This window comes from Helicobacter pylori (assembly GCF_001653455.1).
GTDB classification, from domain to species: Bacteria; Campylobacterota; Campylobacteria; order Campylobacterales; family Helicobacteraceae; genus Helicobacter; species Helicobacter pylori_A.
The window spans coordinates 1,306,647-1,329,511 of record NZ_CP011486.1 but is presented as its reverse complement, the minus strand read 5'-3'; the positions used below and the strand labels follow the sequence as shown (position 1 = coordinate 1,329,511).

19 protein-coding genes and 1 pseudogene are annotated in these 22,865 nt (G+C 39.5%); 16 read left to right on the top strand and 4 right to left on the bottom strand.

What is annotated here, in order from left to right; translation table 11 throughout:
* The first annotated feature begins 64 nt into the window (after positions 1-64).
* The 3 genes from polA to ilvE all read left to right on the top strand — a co-directional run bounded on the left by polA (position 65) and on the right by ilvE (position 4,945).
* The gene (gene polA / locus AA977_RS06400) at positions 65-2,764 is read left to right on the top strand and encodes a DNA polymerase I (protein ID WP_064434998.1); all 2,700 of its coding nucleotides are present in this window, start codon (positions 65-67) and stop codon (positions 2,762-2,764) included.
* A 114-nt stretch (positions 2,765-2,878) separates the two neighbouring features.
* The gene (locus AA977_RS06395; RefSeq protein ID WP_064434997.1) at positions 2,879-3,625 is read left to right on the top strand and encodes an outer membrane protein; all 747 of its coding nucleotides are present in this window, start codon (positions 2,879-2,881) and stop codon (positions 3,623-3,625) included.
* A gap of 297 nt (positions 3,626-3,922) precedes the next feature.
* Positions 3,923-4,945, top strand: a complete 1,023-nt coding sequence (gene ilvE / locus AA977_RS06390) for a branched-chain-amino-acid transaminase (protein ID WP_064434996.1) — start codon at positions 3,923-3,925, stop codon at positions 4,943-4,945.
* A 56-nt stretch (positions 4,946-5,001) separates the two neighbouring features.
* Here the strand turns inward: ilvE and AA977_RS06385 are convergent, their stop codons facing one another.
* Positions 5,002-5,697 carry an outer membrane protein gene (locus AA977_RS06385; RefSeq protein WP_064434995.1) on the bottom strand — a complete coding sequence of 232 codons (696 nt, stop codon included), beginning with the start codon at positions 5,695-5,697 and terminating at the stop codon, positions 5,002-5,004.
* Between the two features lie 133 nt (positions 5,698-5,830).
* Between AA977_RS06385 and AA977_RS06380 the strand changes: the two genes are divergently transcribed.
* Genes AA977_RS06380 through AA977_RS06360 form a run of 5 tightly spaced genes read left to right on the top strand, consistent with a single transcriptional unit; the run spans position 5,831 to position 9,833 of the window.
* Positions 5,831-6,964, top strand: a complete 1,134-nt coding sequence (locus tag AA977_RS06380; protein ID WP_064434994.1) for an ABC transporter permease — start codon at positions 5,831-5,833, stop codon at positions 6,962-6,964.
* Entirely contained in the window at positions 6,964-7,749 is a 786-nt protein-coding gene (locus tag AA977_RS06375) for an ABC transporter ATP-binding protein (RefSeq protein ID WP_064435218.1), read from the top strand. The genes AA977_RS06380 and AA977_RS06375 overlap by 1 nt, the downstream gene beginning before the upstream one ends.
* Positions 7,734-8,549, top strand: a complete 816-nt coding sequence (locus tag AA977_RS06370; RefSeq protein ID WP_064434993.1) for an MlaD family protein — start codon at positions 7,734-7,736, stop codon at positions 8,547-8,549. Before AA977_RS06375 ends, AA977_RS06370 begins: the two co-directional genes overlap by 16 nt.
* A 2-nt stretch (positions 8,550-8,551) precedes the next feature.
* Complete coding sequence (locus AA977_RS06365; RefSeq protein WP_064434992.1) at positions 8,552-9,229, top strand: hypothetical protein; 678 nt, start codon at positions 8,552-8,554, stop codon at positions 9,227-9,229.
* 16 nt (positions 9,230-9,245) lie between these two features.
* A complete protein-coding gene (locus AA977_RS06360) occupies positions 9,246-9,833 on the top strand; it encodes an META domain-containing protein (protein WP_064434991.1) in 588 nt (195 codons plus the stop codon).
* Between the two features lie 317 nt (positions 9,834-10,150).
* Here AA977_RS06360 and AA977_RS06355 read toward each other — a convergent pair whose 3' ends face one another.
* Positions 10,151-11,203 (bottom strand): cytochrome-c peroxidase, encoded by a 1,053-nt coding sequence (locus AA977_RS06355; protein WP_064434990.1) that lies wholly within the window; start codon positions 11,201-11,203, stop codon positions 10,151-10,153.
* A gap of 146 nt (positions 11,204-11,349) precedes the next feature.
* Here AA977_RS06355 and dnaE point away from each other — a divergent pair, with 146 nt between their 5' ends.
* From dnaE to AA977_RS06315, 8 genes and pseudogenes are all read left to right on the top strand, one after another.
* Complete coding sequence (dnaE, locus tag AA977_RS06350) at positions 11,350-14,985, top strand: DNA polymerase III subunit alpha (RefSeq protein WP_064434989.1); 3,636 nt, start codon at positions 11,350-11,352, stop codon at positions 14,983-14,985.
* Positions 14,967-15,746: a pseudouridine synthase gene (locus tag AA977_RS06345; protein ID WP_154811950.1), complete on the top strand. Its 780-nt coding sequence runs from the start codon at positions 14,967-14,969 to the stop codon at positions 15,744-15,746. The genes dnaE and AA977_RS06345 overlap by 19 nt, the downstream gene beginning before the upstream one ends.
* Positions 15,747-15,803: 57 nt before the next feature.
* Positions 15,804-16,118: a thioredoxin family protein gene (locus AA977_RS06340; protein WP_064434988.1), complete on the top strand. Its 315-nt coding sequence runs from the start codon at positions 15,804-15,806 to the stop codon at positions 16,116-16,118.
* 394 nt (positions 16,119-16,512) lie between these two features.
* On the top strand, positions 16,513-17,145 hold the full coding sequence (gene lpoB / locus AA977_RS06335; protein ID WP_000243392.1) for a penicillin-binding protein activator LpoB: 633 nt from the start codon (positions 16,513-16,515) through the stop codon (positions 17,143-17,145).
* Between the two features lie 25 nt (positions 17,146-17,170).
* The gene (locus AA977_RS06330; protein ID WP_064434987.1) at positions 17,171-17,698 is read left to right on the top strand and encodes an LPP20 family lipoprotein; all 528 of its coding nucleotides are present in this window, start codon (positions 17,171-17,173) and stop codon (positions 17,696-17,698) included.
* Between the two features lie 7 nt (positions 17,699-17,705).
* Entirely contained in the window at positions 17,706-18,047 is a 342-nt protein-coding gene (locus tag AA977_RS06325) for a hypothetical protein (RefSeq protein ID WP_064434986.1), read from the top strand.
* A 9-nt stretch (positions 18,048-18,056) separates the two neighbouring features.
* A complete protein-coding gene (locus AA977_RS06320) occupies positions 18,057-18,968 on the top strand; it encodes an LPP20 family lipoprotein (protein WP_064434985.1) in 912 nt (303 codons plus the stop codon).
* Between the two features lie 128 nt (positions 18,969-19,096).
* Positions 19,097-19,461: pseudogene (locus AA977_RS06315) on the top strand (AlwI family type II restriction endonuclease); the annotation flags it as partial.
* Between the two features lie 270 nt (positions 19,462-19,731).
* On the opposite strand, the gene AA977_RS06310 reads toward AA977_RS06315, so the two are convergent.
* The gene (locus AA977_RS06310) at positions 19,732-20,256 is read right to left on the bottom strand and encodes a hypothetical protein (protein ID WP_064434983.1); all 525 of its coding nucleotides are present in this window, start codon (positions 20,254-20,256) and stop codon (positions 19,732-19,734) included.
* 307 nt (positions 20,257-20,563) lie between these two features.
* Positions 20,564-22,810: an outer membrane beta-barrel protein gene (locus AA977_RS06305; protein ID WP_064434982.1), complete on the bottom strand. Its 2,247-nt coding sequence runs from the start codon at positions 22,808-22,810 to the stop codon at positions 20,564-20,566.
* Positions 22,811-22,865: the final 55 nt, after the last annotated feature.

Genomic DNA, 22,865 nt, shown 5'->3' with positions numbered 1-22,865 from the left:
GTTTTAGGGGCGTTGCTTGTGTTACAATTGGGTTTAAAATTTGCTTGATTGAAGAAGGGGTTAAATGGAACAGCCAATCACTAAAGAAGGGACTTTAGCTTTAATTGACACTTTTGCGTATTTGTTTAGAAGCTATTACATGAGCGCTAAAAATAAGCCTTTAACCAACGATAAGGGCTTTCCTACAGGGCTTTTAACGGGGCTTGTGGGCATGGTTAAAAAATTTTATAAAGATAAAAAAAACATGCCTTTTATCGTGTTTGCCCTAGAAAGCCAGACTAAAACCAAAAGAGCTGAAAAACTAGGCGAATACAAACAAAATCGTAAAGACGCCCCTGAAGAAATGCTTTTGCAAATCCCTATCGCCTTAGAATGGTTGCAAAAAATGGGTTTTGTTTGCGTGGGAGTGAGCGGGTTTGAAGCCGATGATGTGATTGCAAGCCTGGCCACGCTAAGCCCTTACAAAACGCACATTTATTCTAAAGACAAGGATTTTAACCAGCTTTTGAGCGATAAAATCGCGCTTTTTGATGGCAAAACGGAGTTTTTAGCGAAGGATTGCGTGGAAAAATACGGGATTTTGCCGAGTCAATTCACGGATTATCAAGGCATTGTAGGGGATAGCAGCGATAATTATAAGGGGATTAAGGGTATTGGGAGCAAGAACGCTAAAGAATTGTTGCAACAATTAGGGAGTTTGGAAAAAATCTATAATCATTTAGAGTTGGCGAAAAATTTACTCAGCCCTAAAATGTATCAAGCTCTGATACACGATAAAGAGAGCGCGTTTTTAAGCAAAGAATTAGCCACTTTAGAGAGGGAATGCATTAAAGAATTTGATTTTTTAAGTTGCGCTTTTCCTAGCGAAAACCCTTTATTGAAAATCAAAGATGAATTGAAAGAATATGGTTTCATTTCCACTTTAAGGGATTTAGAAAACGCCCCTACGACTTTGATTTTAGAAAACGCCCCAATATTAGACAGCACGCCCATATTAGACAACGCCTCCGCATCAGACAACGCCCATACAAAATCAAGCATGATTGTTTTAGAAAATACTGCATCATTGAGCATGTTTTTAGAAAAATTAGAAAATCCTAATGCAAGGGTTTTTGTGCGTTTGGTGTTCAATAAAGAAAAAGAAATTCTAGCCCTAGCGTTTTTATTGCAAGATCAAGGCTATTTTTTACCTTTAGAAGAGGCGTTATTTTCGCCCTTTTCTTTGGAGTTTTTACAAAACGCTTTTTCTCAAATGTTACAGCATGCACGCATCATTGGGCATGATTTAAAACCCTTGTTAAGCTTTTTAAAAGCCAAATATCAGGTTTCTTTAGAAAACATTCGCATCCAAGACACTCAAATTTTAGCGTTTTTAAAAAATCCGGAAAAAGTGGGGTTTGATGAGGTTTTAAAGGAATATTTACAAGAAGATTTAATTTCGCATGAAAAAATCAAAGATTTTAAAACAAAAAACAAGGCGGAAAAATTAGAGCGTTTAAATTTGGAATTAAACGCTTTAAAGCGTTTGCACGAGTATTTTGAAAAAGGGGGGCTAGAAGAAAATTTGCTTGCTTTGGCTAGAGGAATTGAAATGCCGTTCATGAAAGTTTTAATCAATATGGAATTTCAAGGCTTTAAAATTGATGCGCCTTATTTCAAGCGTTTAGAACAGGAATTTAAAGATGAATTGAAAGTTTTAGAGCGCCAAATCTTGGATCTAATCGGCATGGATTTTAACCTCAATTCGCCCAAGCAACTTAGCGAAGTCTTGTATGAAAAATTAGGGCTTCCTAAAAATAAAAGCCATTCTACCGATGAAAAAAACTTGTTAAAAATCCTAGACAAGCACCCAAGCATCCCTTTGATTTTGGAATACAGGGAATTGAATAAGCTTTTTAACACTTACACCACCCCCTTGTTGCGCCTAAAAGACAAAGACGATAAAATCCATACCACTTTCATTCAAACCGGCACAGCTACCGGGCGTTTAAGCTCGCATTCGCCTAATTTGCAAAATATCCCGGTGCGATCGCCTAAAGGCTTACTCATTCGTAAGGGCTTTATTTCTAGCTCCAAAGAATATTGTTTGTTGGGGGTGGATTATTCGCAGATTGAATTGCGCTTGTTGGCTCATTTTAGCCAGGATAAGGATTTGATGGAAGCGTTTTTAAAGGGGCGAGACATCCATTTAGAAACTTCTAGGGCGTTGTTTGGCGAAGATTTAGCCAAAGAAAAACGATCGATCGCTAAAAGCATTAATTTTGGGCTGGTGTATGGCATGGGGAGTAAGAAATTGAGCGAAACTTTAAACATCCCTTTAAGTGAGGCTAAAAGCTATATAGAAGCGTATTTCAAACGATTCCCTAGCATCAAAGATTATTTAAACCGCATGCAAGAAGAGATTTTAAAGACTTCTAAAGCTTTCACTTTGCTTGGGCGTTATCGGGTGTTTGACTTTAACGGCGTTAATGATTATGTCAAGGGCAATTATTTGCGAGAGGGCGTGAATGCGATTTTTCAAGGGAGTGCAAGCGATTTATTGAAATTAGGCATGCTCAAAGTGAGCGAGCGCTTTAAAAATGATTCTTCAGTGAGGTTGCTTTTGCAAGTGCATGACGAATTGATTTTTGAAATTGAAGAAAAAAACGCCCTAAAGTTGCAACAAGAAATCCAGGGCATTCTCAATCATGAGGTTTATGCTTTAAGAGTGCCGCTAGAAACGAGCGCGTTTATTGCAAAGCGTTGGAATGAATTAAAAGGTTAGTTTTTAATTGAGTTTAAGAAAAAATATATTATTATTTCTTTATAAGTAATACTTAACCATGTTAAGCTAATATTAATGTCAAGCGATTATAAAAGAATAAAGGGAAAAGACTGAATGTTGAAAAGAATGATATTATTAGGGGCTTTGGGCGTTGTAGCAAATGCTGAAGAGAGCGCTACTTTTGTGGGAGTCAATTACCAGGTGAGCATGATACAAAACCAAACGAAAATGGTGAATGAAAATGGCCTTCAAAAGCCTTTGATAAAGTTCCCGCCTTATGCAGGAGCGGGCGTTGAAGTGGGTTACAAACAATTTTTGGGTAAGAAAAAATGGTTTGGCATGCGTTATTATGGGTTTTTTGACTACGCGCACAACCGCTTTGGCGTGATGAAAAAGGGTATTCCGGTGGGCGATAGCGGGTTTATTTACAATAGTTTTAGTTTTGGGGGGAATACTTTAACCGAAAGGGAGTCTTATCAAGGGCAATACTATATCAATTTATTCACTTATGGCGTAGCGTTGGATACGCTGTGGAATTTTGTGAATAAAGAAAACATGGTTTTTGGTTTTGTGGTGGGGATCCAATTAGCGGGGGATAGTTGGGCCACGAGCATCAGTAAAGAAATCGCTAGTTATGCAAAACACCATAGCAATTCCAGCTATAGCCCGGCTAATTTCCAGTTTTTATGGAAGTTTGGGGTCCGCACCCATATCGCTAAACACAATAGCTTAGAGTTAGGGATTAAAGTGCCTACGATCACGCACCAGCTTTTTTCTCTTACCAATGAAAAGGGAGACACCTTGCAAGCTAATATTCGCCGGGTGTATGCATTCCAAATCAGCTATTTAAGGGATTTTTAAGGGGCTTTATTTGCATGGAATGTTGATTGTAAAAATGCTTTTTAGCGTTTTTGACAATCTCATCACAAAAAGCTCACCTAAAGCGAGCGGTAATTTTTAGAAAAGCTTTAGGGGGTTTTAGAGGTTGAGAGAGGGATATTTCACAATGCCCCCTATTCTTTTAAGCGAATGGATTTAAAATGAGGCGACTAAAACCCCATTTTTAATTCAATGAAGTCTTTGAGCGTTAATCTTTGAGGGATTTTTAGCCCCTTTTAGATACAATCGCATCTAAACTACTAATTTAAAAGGTGCAAAATGGCAAATTTAGAAAATTTAGACTGGAAAAATCTAGGCTTTAGCTACATTAAAACGGATTTTCGCTTCATCGCTACTTATCAAAACGGCTCTTGGTCGCAAGGCGGATTGGTTAGCGAAAATGTGTTGCAACTCAGCGAAGGCTCACCGGTCTTGCATTATGGGCAGGCTTGTTTTGAAGGCTTGAAGGCTTACCGCTCTCAAAAGGGGAAGGCTTTACTCTTCCGCCCTTTAGAAAACGCCAAACGCTTGCAAACTTCATGCGAAAGACTGCTCATGCCCAAAGTGAGCGAAGAGCTGTTTTTAAGGGCATGCGCTGAAGTAGTCAAAGCGAATCAAAAATGGCTCGCTCCTTACAAAAGCGGGGCGAGTTTGTATTTGCGCCCTTTTGTCATAGGCGTAGGGGATAATTTGGGGGTAAAGCCGGCCAGTGAATACCTTTTTATCGTGTTTTGCGCGCCGGTGGGGGCGTATTTTAAGGGGGGTATAGAAAAAGGGGGGGCTAGGTTTATCACCACAGCGTTTGATAGAGCCGCGCCTAAAGGCACCGGTGGGGTGAAAGTGGGGGGGAATTATGCTGCAAGCCTGTTAGCCCACAAAATGGCCACAGAGCAAGGCTATGATGATTGCATTTATTTAGATCCTACCACGCACACTAAAATTGAAGAAGTGGGGGCAGCGAATTTTTTTGGTATCACGCATGAGAATGCTTTTATCACCCCGCATTCGCCAAGCATTCTGCCAAGCATTACCAGAAAAAGCCTGATGTTTTTGGCTGAAGAGTATTTGGGTTTGAAAGTGGAAGAGAAGGAAATCTCAGTAGATGAGTTGGGTGCATTTAAAGAAGCTGGAGCGTGCGGGACAGCCGCAATCATCACGCCCATTAAAGAAATCATGCATAATAACAAATCTTATTTTTTTGAAACGCCAGGCCATGTTACTAAACAACTCTATGATTTGCTTTTATCCATCCAGCAAGGCGAACAAAAAGCCCCCAAAGATTGGATTTTTGAAGTTGATTAAAATTAATCAAAAAGGTTTTTTTAGGGCTTTTTGAAACTTTTTAGCTCTTTTAAATATTAGAATTTATAGCTGTATGCCGCATAAAATAAGGGCGAAGTCTCAAAGCGTTTGGAGCTAGAAAGCAATCTTGCAGTGGGTAAGATTTTAAACCCCAATTCAATGCGGTGTCTTAAAAAAAGCGTGAGCATAACCCCTCCATTGATCGCTAAGCCCCCTGAAACCACAGATTTTTTAAAAAACTTGAAATTTTGCTTGTCTGTATAAACGACTAAAGCCCCCCTAGCCCCTCCAAACGCCCCTAAATAATGCTTATAACTCCCTAAAGGAAATTCCATGATCACATCCAAACCCACCGCAAGCATGGTAAAAAAAGAATTGGTAGGATCTTTATGGCTTTGGTAATTCACTTTTCCTGATCCAAGATCCCAAGCAAAAACCCCTCTAATCCCAATGTATTTTTTAAAAAAACTTTGCACGCCGGTTTTTAAATCAAGCGTGGCGATCCAATCTTTCATTTCCTTGCCTTGATAGTCTTTAGTGGCCTCTACAGCGCCAAACCCCCCTAAAAAATACCACCCGCTTTTGTGGCGTGTGAGTTTTTGGCGGTTAATGATGCTTCTATAGAGCTTTTCATGGGCTTCTTGGTAATTTTTTTTAGGGGTTTTATCGTGCAAAATAGGCATCGCATCAAGGGGTGAAACAGCAACCCCCCCTATCAAGAAAACACAAAAAAACATGATTTTTTTAAACATTTTAAAAATAGTTAATCCTTTATTCAATAGAATGCTGTTTAATTTTTTCGCTTATCATTGTGTTAAAATAGTCGCTTTAAAAAACAAAATTTTGTTAATAGATTTTATCTAATCTAAGAGAGAATATATTCTAATGAAGACAGAGAAACAAAAATTTTTAGAGATGCGTAAAGATGGATCGGACTCTGTGCTGATTTTAAGAGGGGATTGGGATTTTAAAACGAGCGTGTTTCGTTTAGATGAGTTGAAAAAAATCTTATTAGATCATCAAGGGTCTTTAAAAATGGATTTTTCAGGATGCCAAAAAGTGGATTTTGTTTTTGGCATGTTTTTATTTGATTTAGTTAAGGGGCGTTCTTTAAACATCGAATTGTGCAATGTGAGCGAGAATAACGCATGCGCTTTGAAAGTGGTTAAAGACTGGCTTGAAAAAGAAGAAGATTTAGAGTCTAAAAAAGCGCACAAAAAATACGAACTTCTGATCACTAAATTAGGCAAGAGTATCGTAGAAACTTACAACACCTTTTTAAACGCGTTCAATTTTTGCGGCATGATTTTGTTTTATTTTATTAAGAGCGTTTTTAACCCCAAACGCTTTTGCATCACCCCCTTGCTCTATCATATCAATGAATCCGGTTTTAAAGTTTTGCCGGTGAGTATTTTAACGGTGTTTATCGTGGGGTTTGCCGTTGCTTTGCAAGGGGCTTTGCAGTTGCAAGAAATGGGTGCGCCTTTAATGTCGGTTGAAATGACGGCCAAACTCGCTTTGAGAGAGATTGGCCCTTTTATTTTGACTCTTGTGGTGGCCGGGAGGAGCGCGAGCAGTTTTACCGCGCAAATTGGGGTGATGAAAATCACTGAAGAATTAGATGCGATGAAAACCATGGGCTTTAACCCTTTTGAATTTTTAGTGTTACCCAGGGTGTTAGCCTTAGTGATTGTGTTGCCTTTGTTGGTGTTTATTGCCGATGCGTTCGCTATTCTTGGGGGCATGTTTGCGATTAAATACCAATTGGATTTGGGCTTTCCAAGCTATATAGACAGATTGCATGACACAGTGGGTTGGAACCATTTTTTAGTAGGGATTGTCAAAGCCCCTTTTTGGGGGTTTGCGATTGCAATGGTGGGGTGCATGCGCGGATTTGAAGTCAAGGGGGATACCGAGAGCATTGGGCGCTTGACCACCATTAGCGTGGTGAACGCTTTGTTTTGGATCATTTTCTTAGACGCTATTTTTTCTATCGTCTTTTCTAAGTTGAATATATGATGAACGCTACCAACAACCAAGTCTTAATTGAAGTGAAAGATCTCCATAGCGCTTTTGGAAGCACCATTATCCACAGGGGCGTGAGTTTTAGCGTGCATAAGGGCGAAGTGATGGCGATTTTAGGGGGGTCAGGGAGCGGTAAAAGCACGCTTTTAAGGTGCATGATTTTACTCAATCGCCCCACAAAGGGGGAAGTGTTGCTTTTTGGGGAAAATATATGGAAACTCAAAGAAGAAGAACAGCAAAAGATTTTTAACCGCTGCGGCATTTGTTTCCAGTTTGGTGCGCTCTATAGCTCTTTAACGGTTTTAGAAAATGTGGGCATCATGCTAGAGCAATACGGCGCTTATTCCAAAAAAATTGTTGAAGAAATTTCTAAAATGTGGATTGAAAAAGTGGGTTTGCCTCCTAGGGCTTATCACCTTTACCCCTATGAATTGAGTGGGGGGATGAAAAAGCGCGTGGGTATCGCAAGGGCTATGGCGACTAATCCGGAGATTTTGTTTTTAGATGAGCCAACAAGCGGGCTAGATCCTTATAGTGCAGGTAAATTTGATGAATTGATTATGACGCTCAAAGAGAGCTTGCAGCTTACGGTGGTGATGATTACGCATGATTTGGATTCTGTGCATGATTGCGTGGATCGGTTTATCATGCTCAAAGACGGGTTATTAGATTTTAACGGGGATTTAAAAGATTTTATTAAAAAAGCCCAAACTCAAGGGCTAGATGAAGGCAATTTATTCAATTCAACACGAGGAGAGAAATTTTGGAAAGGCATGTGAATTACACTTTAATCGGCGGGCTCTTCTTTTTATGCTTAGTTTGCATGGTAGGTTTCATTTTATGGCTAGGCCATTTGGGTTTAGATGATGGGAAGTATTATGAATATGTGGTCTATACGGACAAAGACTTGGGAGGCATTGCAACCAACTCGCCCGTTAATTACAAAGGGATTCAAGTGGGCAATGTCATCAAGGTGGGCTTTGCAAAGGATAAAGTGGGGGTGGTCCGTTTGGATTTGATGATTAAATCCAGCGTTAAGATCCGTAAAGATTCTAAAGTGGCGGTTTCTTCTAGAGGGTTTATGGGGTTAAAATTTTTAGCCTTAGAGCAAAGCCACAATGAAGAATTTTATGGCAGTAGCGATAAAGGGGAGCGGGTTTTAATTTTTAAAGAAGGGCTTATGGATCGCTTGAGCGGAGACGCTAACCAAGTGATGCAAGAAGTGATGAAAGCGATTAAAAACGTGAACAGGATTTTAGACGATCAAAATGTAGAAAAATTCAAGCACATTCTCGCTTCAGTGGATGATCTCATCGCTAATTTGGATTCAAGAAAGACTCAATTTGATTCACTGATCAGCAACGCTAACCATCTCGTTTCTAATGTCAATAACGTGGCTTTAGATGTGGATAAGCGCCTAAAACAAGGGCAATACGACTTTAAGGCGATGTTCACCCCACTAATCATGCAAGCGCAATTGAGCTTAACAAACATTGATAATTTTGTGGAAAAAGGCTCTGCTTTGATAGACAAATTTGACGCCAACCCTTATAAAACGATTTTTGGAGAAAGGAAATAATCATGAGGGCTACAGCCATAAAAATCTTTTCACTCTCATCAGCGTTAGCCCTATTGCTTCAGGGTTGCTTGAGTATTAATTTAAAACAAATGCTCCCAGAAATTAGAACTTATGATTTGAACGCAAGCTCTTTTGAAATCACGCAATGCGCCAAACCTTTGACTGAAGTAAGGCTCATTAGCATTTTGAGCGCGGATTTATTCAACACTAAAGAAATCGTGTTTAAAGCCAAAGACGGGCAGATCACGCATGGGAAACACCAAAAATGGATAGACTTGCCTCGCAACATGCTCAAAACGATGTTCATGCAAGAAGCGCAAAAAGCGTGCTTGGGCGTGGCCTTGCCCCCTTATGGCGCAGGCGCACCCACTTATGCGGTTCGTTTTACGATTTTATCGTTTTCTCTTTTAGAAAAAGAAAATTCTACTTATAGGGCAGAATTTGCACTCGGGTATGACATTAGCGTGAAAGGCGCTTCGCATTCTGGAGTGATCATTAAGCATGAAAACATTTCTAGCTTAGAAAATAAAACGACTAAAACGAGCAAAAATGACAATCAAGATTTTCAAGAAAGCGCGATACAATCCCTCCAACATGTCAGCACACAAGCGATGCAAGAAGCGATTTCTTTGATTAAGAAAGCCATTGAAGCGCAAAGCGTAAGCCCGTTAAAAAATTAAAATAAGGAGGAACTATTTGAATTTACGATTGGCTGGAGCAAGCGTTTTAACGGCTTGCGTCTTTTCGGGGTGTTTTTTCTTAAAAATGTTTGATAAAAAACTTTCTAGCAACGATTGGCATATCCAAAAAGTAGAGATAAACCATCAAGTCTATGACATTGAAACCATGTTGGCCGATAGCGCTTTTAGAGAGCATGAAGAAGAGCAAGACGCTTCTTTAAATACCGCTCTACCTGAAGATAAAGCAGCGATTGAAGCCAAAGAGCAAGAGCGGAAAGAAAAAAGAAAACACTGGTATGAGCTTTTTAAAAAGAAACCCAAGCCTAAAAGCTCTATGGGGGAGTTTGTGTTTGACCAAAAAGAAAATCGTATTTATGGGAAAGGCTATTGCAACCGGTATTTTGCCAGCTATGCATGGCAGGGTGATAGGCACATTGAAATTGAAGACAGCGGGATTTCAAGGAAAGTGTGTAGAGATGAGCATTTGATGGCGTTTGAATTGGCGTTCATGGAGAATTTTAAGGGTAATTTTATGGTAACTAAAGGTAAGGACACGCTTATTTTAGACAACCAAAAAATGAAAATCTATTTGAAAACGCCTTGAGTGGGTTGTTGATTTCAAAACAGTCTAAAATCACTAAATTAGGGATTAAAAAGAAATTTTTAAGTGCTTTTTAAGAGATTACCGCTTGGCTTTTTGCAAGCTCTTTTATAAACTAACTTAAAGAATGTTTTGAATGTTTTTTATCATCAACAATAAAAGAGTTTGTCAAAATTAAAGAATATTAAGTTCAATAAGGCTTATTGGTATTTGATGCAAACAGAGCCAAAAAGTTTTTAAATCCTTTTAGCTTTTATTATTAGCACTTTTATCAATAATAGATCAAAAAACACCAATCCCCCTTAAAAGGGACTTTAAAGTTAAAAAGAGGGTTTAGGGGTTTTGTCTGTCATTATAGGGAGTTCTGGATAAATGATTTTAGGTTTTTTACCTTTTAAGGCTTCAAAGAAAGTTTCAATCTTTTTCGCTTCCTCATCGCTGATTTCAATACCTAACTGGATAGATCCCATTTCTTTGATCGCATCTTTGACATCCCAAAATTGCCCGTTATGGAAATAAGGCATCGTTTCGGTGATATTCCTTAAAGTAGGCACTTTCACAAGCCCGTTTTTATCGCCCTTGAAATCGCCCACATTAGCGAATTTATAAGGTTTGACTACCCCAAAAGGCTGCATTGTTCCACCAAGATTGATCCCATTATGGCAAGCCACACAGCCCTTAGAAATGAACAAATCCAGCCCTTCTTTTTCGGCTTTGCTGAGCGCTTTAGGATTGCCTCTTAAAAAATCATCATAGCGGCTTGGAGTAATGAGCGTGGCTTCAAACATAGCGATACTATCAGCGATCAATTTAAAATCAATTTTAACTTTAGAGCCATAAGCCTTTCTGAAGAGTTTGACATAGCCTGGCATGGAATTGATTTTTTCTACCACGACTTTTGGGTCAGCCCCCATTTCAAAAGAAGACTGGATTGGCCCTTGCGCCTGCTCGTTTAAATGCGTAACCCTACCATCCCAAAACTGCACATCGTTAAAGACGGAGTTATACACCGTTGGGGAGCTTAAAAGGTGGGGGTTTTTCTTCCATTGAGAGCCTACTGCACTTGGGACTAAATCCACCCCGCCTAAGCCTAGATTATGGCATGTGTTGCAAGACACAAGATAGGAAGTGGAAATCCTAGGATCAAAATAGAGCATTTTGCCTAATTCCACTTGAGCTGGGGTCATGATCTCGCTGTTTTTAGTGCCAATACCCACATCTCTGGTTTTTTTAATCTGGTATTCTTTGAGCGCTTTGCCTGTAGGCATGGGTTCTAATTGGCTTTCTCTGGCTTTTTTGATCAATTCTAAATCGTTCAAGGCATGAGCGCAAGAAAAAGCCAGGCAAGCACCTAATAAAATGGATTTTTTCATGATAAACTCCTAAAATAGCATTATAATAAGAAAAACTTTCTTATTATAACCACCATTTTAAAATAATTTACCACTAAACAATCCAATAAAGAGTTTTTTAAAGAGCTATTAGTATAATGGCATTAAATCCAAATAGGGGTTAGACAATGAAAGAAACTAAAGCTTTTACGCATTTGCACTTGCACACAGAATATTCGCTTTTAGATGGGGCCAATAAGATTAAGATTTTAGCCAAACGCATTAAAGAATTGGGCATGAAAAGCGTGAGCGTAACCGACCATGGGAACATGTTTGGGGCGATTGATTTTTACACGAGCATGAAAAAAGAAGGCATCAAGCCTATCATCGGCATGGAAGCGTATATCCATAATGACGACAATCTCGCTAGTAAAGAAACCAAACAACGCTTCCATTTGTGTTTGTTCGCTAAAAACCAAGAGGGCTATGAAAATTTGATGTATTTAAGCTCTATGGCGTATTTAGAGGGGTTTTATTATTTCCCGCGCATCAATAAAAAACTTTTAAGGGAGCATTCTAAAGGGATTATCGCCTCTAGCGCATGCTTGCAAGGGGAAGTCAATTACCATTTGAATACCAATAATGAGAGAAATCGCAGGTATGGGGCTAAGGGCTATGATGAAGCCAAAAGAGTCGCTTGCGAATACCAAGAGATTTTTGAAGACGATTTTTATTTAGAAATCATGCGCCATGGCATTTTAGATCAGCGCTTCATTGATGAGCAAGTCATTAAAATGTCTTTAGAAACGGGGTTAAAAATCATTGCCACAAACGACACCCACTACACCATGCCTAATGACGCTAAAGCCCAAGAAGTGGCGATGTGCGTAGCGATGGGTAAAACCCTAAACGATAAGGGGCGCTTGAAACACTCCGTGCATGAGTTTTACATCAAATCCCCTGAAGAAATGGCGAAGTTGTTTGCAGACATTCCAGAAGCGTTAGAAAACACCCAAGAAATTGCGGATAAATGCGTTTTAGAGATTGATTTAAAAGACGATAAAAAGAACCCCCCAACCCCCCCAAGCTTTAAATTCACCAAAGCTTACGCTCAAAACGAGGGGCTAGATTTTGAAGATGACGCTTCTTATTTTGCCCATAAGGCTAGAGAGGGTCTGAAAGAACGCTTGATTTTAGTGCCAAAAGAAAAGCATGATCAATACAAAGAGCGCTTAGAAAAAGAAATTGGAGTCATTACGAACATGAAATTCCCAGGTTACATGCTAATTGTGTGGGATTTTATCCGTTACGCTAAAGAAATGGGCATTCCTGTAGGGCCTGGTAGGGGGAGCGCGGCCGGGAGCTTGGTGGCTTTTGCGCTAAAGATCACGGATATTGACCCCTTGAAATACGATTTGCTTTTTGAAAGGTTTTTAAACCCTGAAAGAATCAGCATGCCTGATATTGATACGGATTTTTGTCAGCGCCGGCGCAAAGAAATCATAGAATACATGATTGAAAAATACGGCAAATACAATGTGGCTCAAGTCATCACTTTTAATAAAATGTTGGCTAAAGGCGTGATCAGAGATGTTGCAAGGGTTTTGGACATGCCTTATAAAGAGGCTGACGATTTTGCCAAACTCATTCCTAACCGCTTGGGCATCACGCTTAAAGGCTATGAAAAAAATGGCGAGTTCATAGAGGGGGCGTGGGAATTAGAGCCTAAAATCAAGGAATTAGTGGAAAGCAATGACATAGCCAGACAGGTGTGGGAGTATTCGCTCAATTTAGAGAATTTGAATCGCAACGCAGGCGTGCATGCCGCAGCGTTAGTGGTGGATAGCCAAAAAGAATTGTGGCACAAAACTCCTTTATTTGCCTCTGAAAAAACCGGCGGTATCGTTACGCAATATTCCATGAAATATTTAGAGCCGGTGGATTTGATCAAGTTTGACTTTTTGGGGCTTAAAACCTTGACCGTGATTGATGATGCACTCAAAATCATTAAAACCCAACACCAAATTAGCGTGGATTTTTTATCGTTAGATATGGACGATCCGAAAGTGTATAAAACGATCCAAAGCGGCGATACGGTGGGGATATTCCAGATTGAATCCGGGATGTTTCAAGGGCTTAACAAGCGCTTAAGGCCTTCAAGCTTTGAAGACATTATCGCTATCATTGCACTAGGGAGGCCAGGGCCCATGGAATCAGGCATGGTAGATGATTTTGTCAACAGAAAGCATGGCATTGAGCCTATCACTTATGCGTTTAAAGAATTAGAGCCGATTTTAAAGCCCACTTACGGCACGATCGTCTATCAAGAGCAAGTGATGCAAATCGTGCAAACTATCGGCGGGTTTAGTTTGGGCGAAGCGGATTTGATCCGCCGCGCGATGGGGAAAAAAGACGCTCAAATCATGGCGGACAATAAGGCTAAATTCGTAGAAGGGGCTAAAAATTTAGGGCATGATGGTCAAAAAGCGGCTAATTTGTGGGATTTGATCGTTAAATTTGCCGGCTATGGTTTCAACAAATCCCATTCCGCCGCCTATGCGATGATCACTTTCCAAACAGCGTATTTAAAAACTTACTACAAGCATGAGTTCATGGCAGCGATGCTCACTAGCGAATCCAATAAAATTGAATCCGTGGCGCGCTATATTGATGAGGTTAGGGCTTTAGAAATTGAAGTGATGCCTCCGCACATTAATTCTTCTATGCAAGATTTCAGCGTGGCGGAGTTTAAAAATCAAAAGGGCGAACTAGAAAAGAAAATCGTGTTCGGTTTGGGCGCGATTAAAGGGGTGGGGAGCGAGCCGATTAAAAACATCATTGAAGAAAGGACTAGAGGGGATTATAAGAATTTAGAAGATTTTATTTCACGAGTGGATTTTTCCAAACTCACTAAAAAATCTTTAGAGCCATTAGTGAAATCTGGGAGTTTGGACAATCTGGGCTACACCCGAAAAACCATGCTCGCTAACTTGGATTTGATTTGTGATGCAGGGCGCACTAAAGACAAGGCTAATGAAATGATGCAAGGGGGCAATTCTCTTTTTGGGGCCATGGAAAGCGAAACAAGAGAGCAGGTCGTTTTGGATATGGTTGATTTGGGCGAACATGACGCTAAGGTGCTTTTAGAATACGAGTATGAAACTCTAGGTATCCATGTTTCAGGCAACCCTTTAGATGAGTTTAAAGAAGAGGTTAAGGGCTTTAAAAATTTAGTCAAAAGCATTGACATTGAAGAGTTGGAAATCGGCTCGCAAGCTTACTTGCTGGGTAAAATCATGGAAGTTAAAAAGAAAATTGGCAAACGAAGCGGTAAGCCTTATGGCACAGCGGACATTTTGGACAGATACGGCAAGTTTGAACTCATGCTCTTTGAAAAGCAATTAAACGCTTTAGAAGAGTTGGATATTAACAAGCCTTTAGTGTTTAAATGCAAGATTGAAGAGCAAGAAGAGGTGGCGCGATTAAGGCTTTTTGAAATCTTGGATCTAGAAAGCGCTAGAGAGGTTAAAATCCCTAAAGCCCGCTATAAAGACCCTAACAAGCAAAAAGAAGATGTGCGCGAAATCCCCCCCATGGAAATGCTCGCTTCTAGTTCTTGCTCTTTGGCGATCGTGTTAGAAAACGACGTGAAAAAAGAGTTTTTAAGACAAATCAAAGAGAGCGCTTTAAAACACCAGGGCAAACGCCCCTTGTATTTGATCATCAAAGATAAGGGCAAGCAATGCAAAATCCAAAGCGCTCTATTGGTCAATGAAAAGATTAAGGACGATTTTAAAGAGTTGGAGTGGAGGGATTTAGCTTGAGGATCAACCAGTTTTTAGCCCATTACACCAAACACTCAAGAAGAGAGGCTGAAAAATTGGTTTTAGAGGGGCGCGTGAAAATCAACCATGAGCATGCCAAACTCGCTAGCGTGGTTAAAGAAAACGACAAGGTGTTTTTGGATAAACGGCTCATTAAGCCCTTAAAGAATAAAAAATTCAGCGTGCTGGTCTATCACAAGCCAAAGGGCGAGTTGGTGAGCAAAAACGATCCTTTAAAGCGGCGCGTGATTTATGAAAGCTTGGAAAAAAAATATGCGCATTTTGCACCGGTGGGCCGTTTGGATTTTGCGAGTGAAGGGGTGTTATTATTAAGCGATAGTAAGGCGGTGGTGAGCGCTTTGATGCATGCGAATTTGGAAAGAGAGTATCTGATTAAAATTCAAGGTTTTGTAACAAGAGAGATGGAAAACGCTATGCAAGAGGGCTTGAAATTAGAAAACGCCACTAAAGGAGCGCACCAAAAAACCCCAATTAAAAGCATGGAATTTGCCCCCTTTATTGGTTATGAAATCATCAAAAACCATGCCAAATACTCTAAACTGAGAGTCATTATCAATGAGGGGAAAAACAGAGAGTTGAGGCGTTTTTTTGCGTTTTTTAACGCTGGAGTGTTGGATTTAAGGCGCGTTCGTTATGGTTTTGTGAATTTGAACGCTTTGCCGGTAGGGAAAATGCGTTTTTTAAACCGCCAAGAATACAACGAGTTGCATGCGTTTATGGCCAATGTTAAAGGGGATTAGCTTGTGAGTTATGCTATACTTTAAGGGTTGGGGGAAATATAAAAATTAAGGATTATCATGTTAGAAGTGATTAACGGAAAAAATTATGCAGAAAAAATCGCTCACCAAGCGGTGGTGGTGAATATTGGGGCGAGTTGGTGTCCGGATTGCAGAAAAATTGAGCCGATTATGGACAATTTAGCCAAAACTTACAAAGGCAAGGTGCATTTTTTTAAGGTTTCTTTTGATGAGAGCCAGGATTTAAAAGAAAGTTTAGGCATCCGCAGAATCCCCACTTTGATTTTTTACAAAAACGCCAAAGAAGTGGGTGAAAGGCTTGTAGAGCCCGGCTCTCAAAAACCGATTGAAGACGCTATAAAAGCGTTATTGTAAGGGGTATTATAAGGGGTATTATTAAAGATCCTTATTGTAAAAATAAGGGCTTAAAAATCTTTTTTAACCCCCTTTTTAGTCTCTTTTCTATAATCCCTTTTTGGGGGGCTAACTTCAAAGAACTTTTATATGATTTCTTTATCTTAAAAAATCGTTTTTATCGTTTTTAATAAACATGTTTGCTAAAAAAGTTCCTCTAATTAAGCTAAAAATGAGCGAATGTGTGGTATTAATGCTTACATTGTGAAATTTGTAGGGCTAAAACTTGTAAAATGTGAAAAAAAAGACACATAAAATGCTAAAATCCGCAAAAACACTGTGTGTTTAGATTAGAAGTTTAAAATTAGAAACAGATGTATCTGTTTTAAATTTTGAATAGGGAGTTTCTATCATTATGGTATTGAAAACAAAATTAAAAATTATAAGCTCGGTGATTTTGAGTGCTTTATTGTGGGTGGGTTGCTCGAGCGAAATGGCAACTTATCAAAATGTGAATGATGCCACTAAAAATACAACTGCAAGCATTAATAGCACGGATTTATTGCTAACCGCTAATGCGATGCTAGATTCCATGTTTAGCGACCCTAATTTTGAGCAACTCAAGGGCAAGCATTTGATTGAAGTTTCAGATGTGATTAACGACACCACTCAACCCAATTTGGACATGAATCTTCTCACGACTGAAATCGCACGGCAATTGCGGTTGCGATCTAATGGGAGGTTCAATATCACAAGGGCGAGTGGAGGCAGTGGCATTGCAGCGGATAGCCGAATGGTGAAACAGCGCGAAAAAGAAAGAGAAAGCGAAGAGTATAATCAAGATACCACTGTAGAAAAAGGCACTTTAAAAGCCGCTGATTTATCTTTAAGTGGTAAAGTATCCAGTATCGCAGCCTCTATTAGTAGTTCTAGGCAACGCTTAGACTATGACTTCACCCTAAGCCTTACCAACAGGAAAACGGGTGAAGAGGTATGGAGCGATGTTAAGCCTATTGTGAAAAATGCTAGCAATAAGCGTATGTTTTGAATTTATATTTTTGAAAGGATGAGCGATGAAAAGTCAAGTTAAAAAAATTTTAGGAATGAGCGTGATAGCAACGATGGTGATCGTAGGTTGTAGCCATGCCCCAAAATCAGGAATCAGTAAAAGCAATAAGGCTTACAAAGAAGCGACTAAAGGCGCTCCTGATTGGGTTGTAGGGGATTTAGAAAAAGTGGCGAAGTATGAAAAATATTCAGGCGTGTTTTTAGGAAGGGCTGAAGATTTGATCACTAATAATGATGTGGATTATTCCACTAACCAAGCTACAGCGAAAGCTAGGGCTAATTTAGCGGCGAATTTAAAATCCACTTTACAAAAAGATTTGGAAAATGAAAAAACTAGGACTGTAGACGCTTCTGGTAAAAGGTCCATAACCGGCACTGACACGGAAAAAATTTCTCAATTAGTGGATAAAGAGTTGATCGCTTCTAAAATGCTTGCCCGTTATGTCGGTAAAGACAGGGTTTTTGTTTTAGTCGGTTTGGATAAGCAAATTGTGGATAAGGTACGCGAAGAACTAGGCATGGTTAAAAAGTAGGGCTTTAATGAAACGCCTTGCTATCGTGCTTATTTTGGTGTTGGGGGTTATGTGGGGGAAATCCTTGCCTAAATGGGCAAAAGATTGCTCAAAAGAGGTGCAGATTGAAAAGACCCAAACCAAAGATGAAAAAATTTTGGTGTGTGGGATGAGCGATATATTGCTTTCAGACATGGATTATAGCTTGTCCTCAGCTAGACAAAATGCCTTAGAGAAAGTGATGGAAGCTTTCAAGGGGGATAAGATAGAGATTAAGGCTAGTGAGCTAAAAGCCACTTTCATTGATACGGATAAAGTTTATGTGCTTCTAAGAATCACTAAGAAGCACATCGCTTTAATGAATGAGTAAGGATTAATGATGAAAAAGATTATTCTTGCATGCCTAGTGACTTTTTTAAGCGCAAATTTAAGTGCAGAGCCTAAGTGGTATAGCAAGGCTTATAACAAAACAAATACTCAAAAAGGCTATCTTTATGGGAGTGGTTCAGCCACCTCTAAAGAAGCTTCTAAGCAAAAAGCGTTGGCGGATTTGGTGGCGTCTATTAGCGTGGTGGTCAATTCACAAATCCATATTCAAAAAAGTCGTGTGGATAACAAGTTAAAATCCAGCGATTCACAAACGATTAACTTAAAAACCGATGACTTGGAATTGGATAATGTAGAAATTGTCAATCAAGAAGCGCAAAAAGGGATCTACTACACTAGAGTAAGGATTAATCAAAACTTGTTTTTGCAAGGCTTGAGCGATAAATATAACGCTCTTTATGGGCAATTCGCCACCTTGATGCCTAAAACTTGCAAAGGGGTTTTTTTACAACAATCCAAGAGCATGGGGGATTTACTAGCCAAAGCGATGCCTATGGAAAGGATTTTAAAAGCGTATTCTATTCCTGTGAGATCGCTAGAATCTTATGAAAAAATATATTACCAAAACGCTTTCAAACCTAAAGTGCAAATTGTTTTTAATGACAATAGCGATACAGAAATTAAAGACGCTCTCTTAGGCGCTTACGCTAGAGTATTGACCCCTAGCGATGAAGAAAAACTCTATCAAATCAAAAATGAAGTTTTCACAGAAAACAACAATGGCACCACACGCATTAGAGTGGTTGTTAGTGCAAGCGATTGTCAAGGCACGCCTGTATTGAATAGAAGCCTTGAAGTGGATGAAAAAAATAAGAATTTTGCTATTACGCGCTTGCAATCTTTGCTTTATAAAGAATTGAAAAATTACGCTAACAAGGAAGGGCAAGGCAATACAGGGCTATAAGTAGGATTTAATCCCGCTTTGTGCCTTGTTTTTATAGCGTGTTTTGTTGGATGTGGCATTTTTAAAATAATTCTCTAAAGATTTTTGGCTCTTGTTTCCTACCAAATAGACTAAACAAACTAAAACCTTTTAAATGTTTAAGCGTGATACCCCATTATAAAAGCGAAGGCTTGCCCGTATACACAGCAAGCGGTAATAAACCTTGTAGCTATAGACAGCCCAAAGTTATATAGAAGTGAGCTTGATCAGAGACAGAAGTCAAAGCAAAATGATACCCAAACATTTAAAAGAATTGATTAAAAATAGCACCGATATTAGGGAGAAATTCAGTGTTTTTGTAGCTCCAAATACCCATGATGATGCCAAAGAATATGCAAAATTCGCCCAATTCAAAGACAATATTAATATATGTTGTTATGCTATCAATGATTTTATCAAAAAAGTAGAAAACAGCGCAGAGTTGTTGCAACTCAATGACCATTGGAAAGCTTGAAACGCAAAGCTTTCAAATCTAAGCCTTGCCTAAAAACCCTACTGAATTTAAAAAGTATAGACATAAGGCGAATTAAATGAAAAACCCATTGAAGAATACCCCAAAGACACCGCGCTAAACAACGATCCAAGAGAAAGTCGCTAGAAGCTTTCAAACAAGATTTGGAAAAAGTCCCTGCATTAGAATGAAATAATATAAAGATAGACGCATTAAATCGCTCTTTAATGGTTAGCATTGTTGTTTTTGGTGCGCTTGATGCAAGCTCTTTTGTTAGTTCCTAAACAAAGCCTTTATTTTTCTTGCCAACCCCCCCATTAAAGTATAACTGAGTTCAATATTGTTTAAATTATAGGGGAGAAAGTTTTGTATCACAACCACGCTATCATTGCCATAACCTTCAAACTCGGCATTGTCTTTGTTGTATGCCATCACATACACAGGGTTTTGAGAATAAAAGGTTAAGCCGTTGCCATCAATATTAGCCGTGGTGAATAGTTCGGTCGCTTTTTCTAAAATGGTGCTTTGGAGTATGTAATACCTCCCATAGACGCTTTGTGGGGTGGCTGTATCGCCTTTGTCTTGCTCTTTAGTTTGTGGGTGGGTTAGGGGGTTTTCATAGGGATTTTGGGTGTTTTGGGTTATTGTTTGTTCTTTGGTTTGTGTGCCTTCTAATAGCCCGGTTTCAAACCCGGCTTCTATAAAAAAGCCGTCTTTTTGGTTTTTTTGAAAGGCTTCTAAAGGATTGAACAGGCCAATTAAAGACAAACAAATCGTTTTGCTAACGAGTTTTAGCATGATTTTCCTTGATTATTTTTAGTATTTTGTCATAAAATAAGATGATAACTTATGCAGACTGATATTTTTCATTATACTATCTTTTTTAAAATATTTAAATACTATTTGGGATAAATATCTAAACTTGTCATTTTATTCAAGCACTATTAAAACGCTCGCAGATAAAAGCCTTAAAAGTAGCGTTAAGAAAGGGATTTTAAACCACCATTGACGCTAAAATACATTAACGCTAAAATAAGACAAAAAGAGTTTGCACTAATTCATGCAATAACTTCTAAAAGCGTGGGTAGAAGCGGATCTTTAAAGTTTAAAAGATCCACCCGTAATTGAAAAACACTTTAAAATGACTGCCCCCTTCATTAAGGGTGATAGAATTGGTATAAGTGCCATCGCTAGAAACGACTCTGGATTTTAACTGGACCAAAGGAACGCTAATGCCTACAGAATATTTAGAATGCTTGTAGCGGTAATTCAACCCGCCGGTCACATTTAAATTACCGCTCCCTTTGTATTGGTTCAACAAATAATAGCTATTGTATAAGCCCCTTAACCCCCCAAACACCCCAAGAGATGAAGTGAAAACTTTTTTAGTGAGGTTGTTTTTAGGGTTCTTTTCGTTAGTGTAATTGGTGATGAAATCAAACAATACATCCATTCCCACCCCATAGCTTAATTGCTGGATTTTTTCGTTATTGGCTTGAGCGTAGTTGTATTTGATGATGCCATAAGAAGATAACCCTATATAGTCATTAAAATACTTTTGATAGCCCATTTTAAGATTAACGCCTAATAGGGGGGCTCCAAAGGGTCGTGAGGTTTTTGAAGTGCGGTAAGTAGTGGTGCTAGATCTAGAAGATGAAAGGCTTTGACTGATCGCGCTAAGCATAGTGGTAGCGAAATCTTGCGTGTTCAAACTAGCGTTTAAATAGTTGGGTTGACTGCTCAAATTCGTAAAATCCACCGGTAGGGCGTTTTGATCGATGAGCTGCTGCCAAACAGCGCTGGTAACGCCTATAAGTCCAGCGGGGACTTGAGAGCAATCAGTATAAATGGAGTTAGGATAGCTGCTAGGGAAAGCGGGCTGGCCTTGACCGCCAAAACGAGAGCACACATCATAAGTAGAGCCATCGGTGTCTCGCACTTCTTTCCCATTGTCAAACACTTGCACTTCTTGCCCGTTCACTTGCTCTATCTTCCCGCCTTCACACCGCTCCTCTGGCCCGCTCCCCTCTTGGCACATGCGCACCCTTTGATAGGTCATGTTCCCGTTATGCGTATAGCCTAAAGTGTGGCCGTATTCATGGATAATGTCTCTTAATTGCATGATGGCGACTTTATTCAATTCTTTACCAAACAATATTTCAGGGTCTAAGAAAGGAGACAAAATCCCTAAAGCGCCATAATTGGTGCCATCATCGCCCGGGCCATTGGGACCACCATATTCAGATCCTAGCCCCAAATCCCCTCCTCTTGGCGGCAAGAGATTCACATAAATATTATTCGTAACTCTATAACTATAGATAACATCTTGTGGCGTTAATATCACTGAGCCTACTTGCCCGTTTTCTATATTGTATTCACCTTGAGCGTATTTAGCGATCAATTTAGGATCAACAAGCCCATCGTTGTAAGGATTCACGCATTTAGCGTAATCAGAAAAACATGGCGCTGATAAGTTGTTGTCGCTAAACTGGAAAGGGGCGTTTTTAACGGCATCTTCCCACGATTTAGAATCAAACACCGCCATCATATTGAGCATTAAATTCGTCAAATTTTTAGCGTCTTGAGAGGTGAAAGGCGGCACTTTAGCCACACAATTTGCTTGGTTTTCGTATGCAGGGCATGGAGGTTTAGAACCAGTGCCGTTACCGCTAGAAAATTGGTTGTAATTGATATAAGTCATTTGAAGATTGGTTGTAACCTTACTGAGCTTATCAAACAAATTCTGCGTGCTGGCATCAGAAAATTGCGTAGTGGTGGTTTGGAGTTGTTGGAATCCATCAGCGTTAAGTTGCGGGTCGTTAAACAAGCTTGCCGGCAGAACGATTTGAGATTGTTTAGGGATCGTCTCTATCACGCCCAAACTGACTACATTGCCTTGATCGTCCGTATAGCTAAGCTCAATGTTGTTTAAATTATAAGGCAGGAAGTTTTGTATCATAATCAAACTGCTATCCCCATAGCCTGCTTCTTCAGCGCTTTCTTGATTATAGGCGGTTACATACACAGGGGTTAAAGAATAAAAGGTTAAGTTGGTGATATTATCCTCTGCAAATAACTCGGTCGCATTTTTTAAAATGGTGCTTTGGGAGATGTAGTATTTCCCATAAGTGCTTTGTGGGGTAATGGGTTTTGGTTTTGGTCTGGGTTTAGGCTGTTCTTTATTTGGGGTTTGGGCTATGGTTTGTTCTTGCGTTTGTGTGCCTTGCAACAGCCCGGTTTCAAACCCAGCTTCTATAAAAAAGCCGTCTTTTTGGTGTTTTGGGTAGGCTTCTAAAGCGGTGAATGAGCTGATTAGGGATAAACAAATCGTTTTACTAGCGAGTTTTAACATGCGGTCTCCTTATTGTCTTTTTTAACATTTTTACTCAAAAGTAGTTGATAGTGTG

Excerpts from the sequence above, each read along its gene's own strand:
- polA (WP_064434998.1), top strand. The coding sequence starts at position 65 with ATGGAACAGCCAATCACTAAAGAAGGGACTTTAGCTTTAATTGACACT.
- AA977_RS06395 (WP_064434997.1), top strand. The coding sequence starts at position 2,879 with ATGTTGAAAAGAATGATATTATTAGGGGCTTTGGGCGTTGTAGCAAAT.
- ilvE (WP_064434996.1), top strand. The coding sequence starts at position 3,923 with ATGGCAAATTTAGAAAATTTAGACTGGAAAAATCTAGGCTTTAGCTAC.
- AA977_RS06385 (WP_064434995.1), bottom strand. The coding sequence starts at position 5,697 with ATGTTTAAAAAAATCATGTTTTTTTGTGTTTTCTTGATAGGGGGGGTT.
- AA977_RS06380 (WP_064434994.1), top strand. The coding sequence starts at position 5,831 with ATGAAGACAGAGAAACAAAAATTTTTAGAGATGCGTAAAGATGGATCG.
- AA977_RS06375 (WP_064435218.1), top strand. The coding sequence starts at position 6,964 with ATGAACGCTACCAACAACCAAGTCTTAATTGAAGTGAAAGATCTCCAT.
- AA977_RS06365 (WP_064434992.1), top strand. The coding sequence starts at position 8,552 with ATGAGGGCTACAGCCATAAAAATCTTTTCACTCTCATCAGCGTTAGCC.
- AA977_RS06355 (WP_064434990.1), bottom strand. The coding sequence starts at position 11,203 with ATGAAAAAATCCATTTTATTAGGTGCTTGCCTGGCTTTTTCTTGCGCT.
- dnaE (WP_064434989.1), top strand. The coding sequence starts at position 11,350 with ATGAAAGAAACTAAAGCTTTTACGCATTTGCACTTGCACACAGAATAT.
- AA977_RS06340 (WP_064434988.1), top strand. The coding sequence starts at position 15,804 with ATGTTAGAAGTGATTAACGGAAAAAATTATGCAGAAAAAATCGCTCAC.
- lpoB (WP_000243392.1), top strand. The coding sequence starts at position 16,513 with ATGGTATTGAAAACAAAATTAAAAATTATAAGCTCGGTGATTTTGAGT.
- AA977_RS06330 (WP_064434987.1), top strand. The coding sequence starts at position 17,171 with ATGAAAAGTCAAGTTAAAAAAATTTTAGGAATGAGCGTGATAGCAACG.
- AA977_RS06325 (WP_064434986.1), top strand. The coding sequence starts at position 17,706 with ATGAAACGCCTTGCTATCGTGCTTATTTTGGTGTTGGGGGTTATGTGG.
- AA977_RS06320 (WP_064434985.1), top strand. The coding sequence starts at position 18,057 with ATGAAAAAGATTATTCTTGCATGCCTAGTGACTTTTTTAAGCGCAAAT.
- AA977_RS06310 (WP_064434983.1), bottom strand. The coding sequence starts at position 20,256 with ATGCTAAAACTCGTTAGCAAAACGATTTGTTTGTCTTTAATTGGCCTG.
- AA977_RS06305 (WP_064434982.1), bottom strand. The coding sequence starts at position 22,810 with ATGTTAAAACTCGCTAGTAAAACGATTTGTTTATCCCTAATCAGCTCA.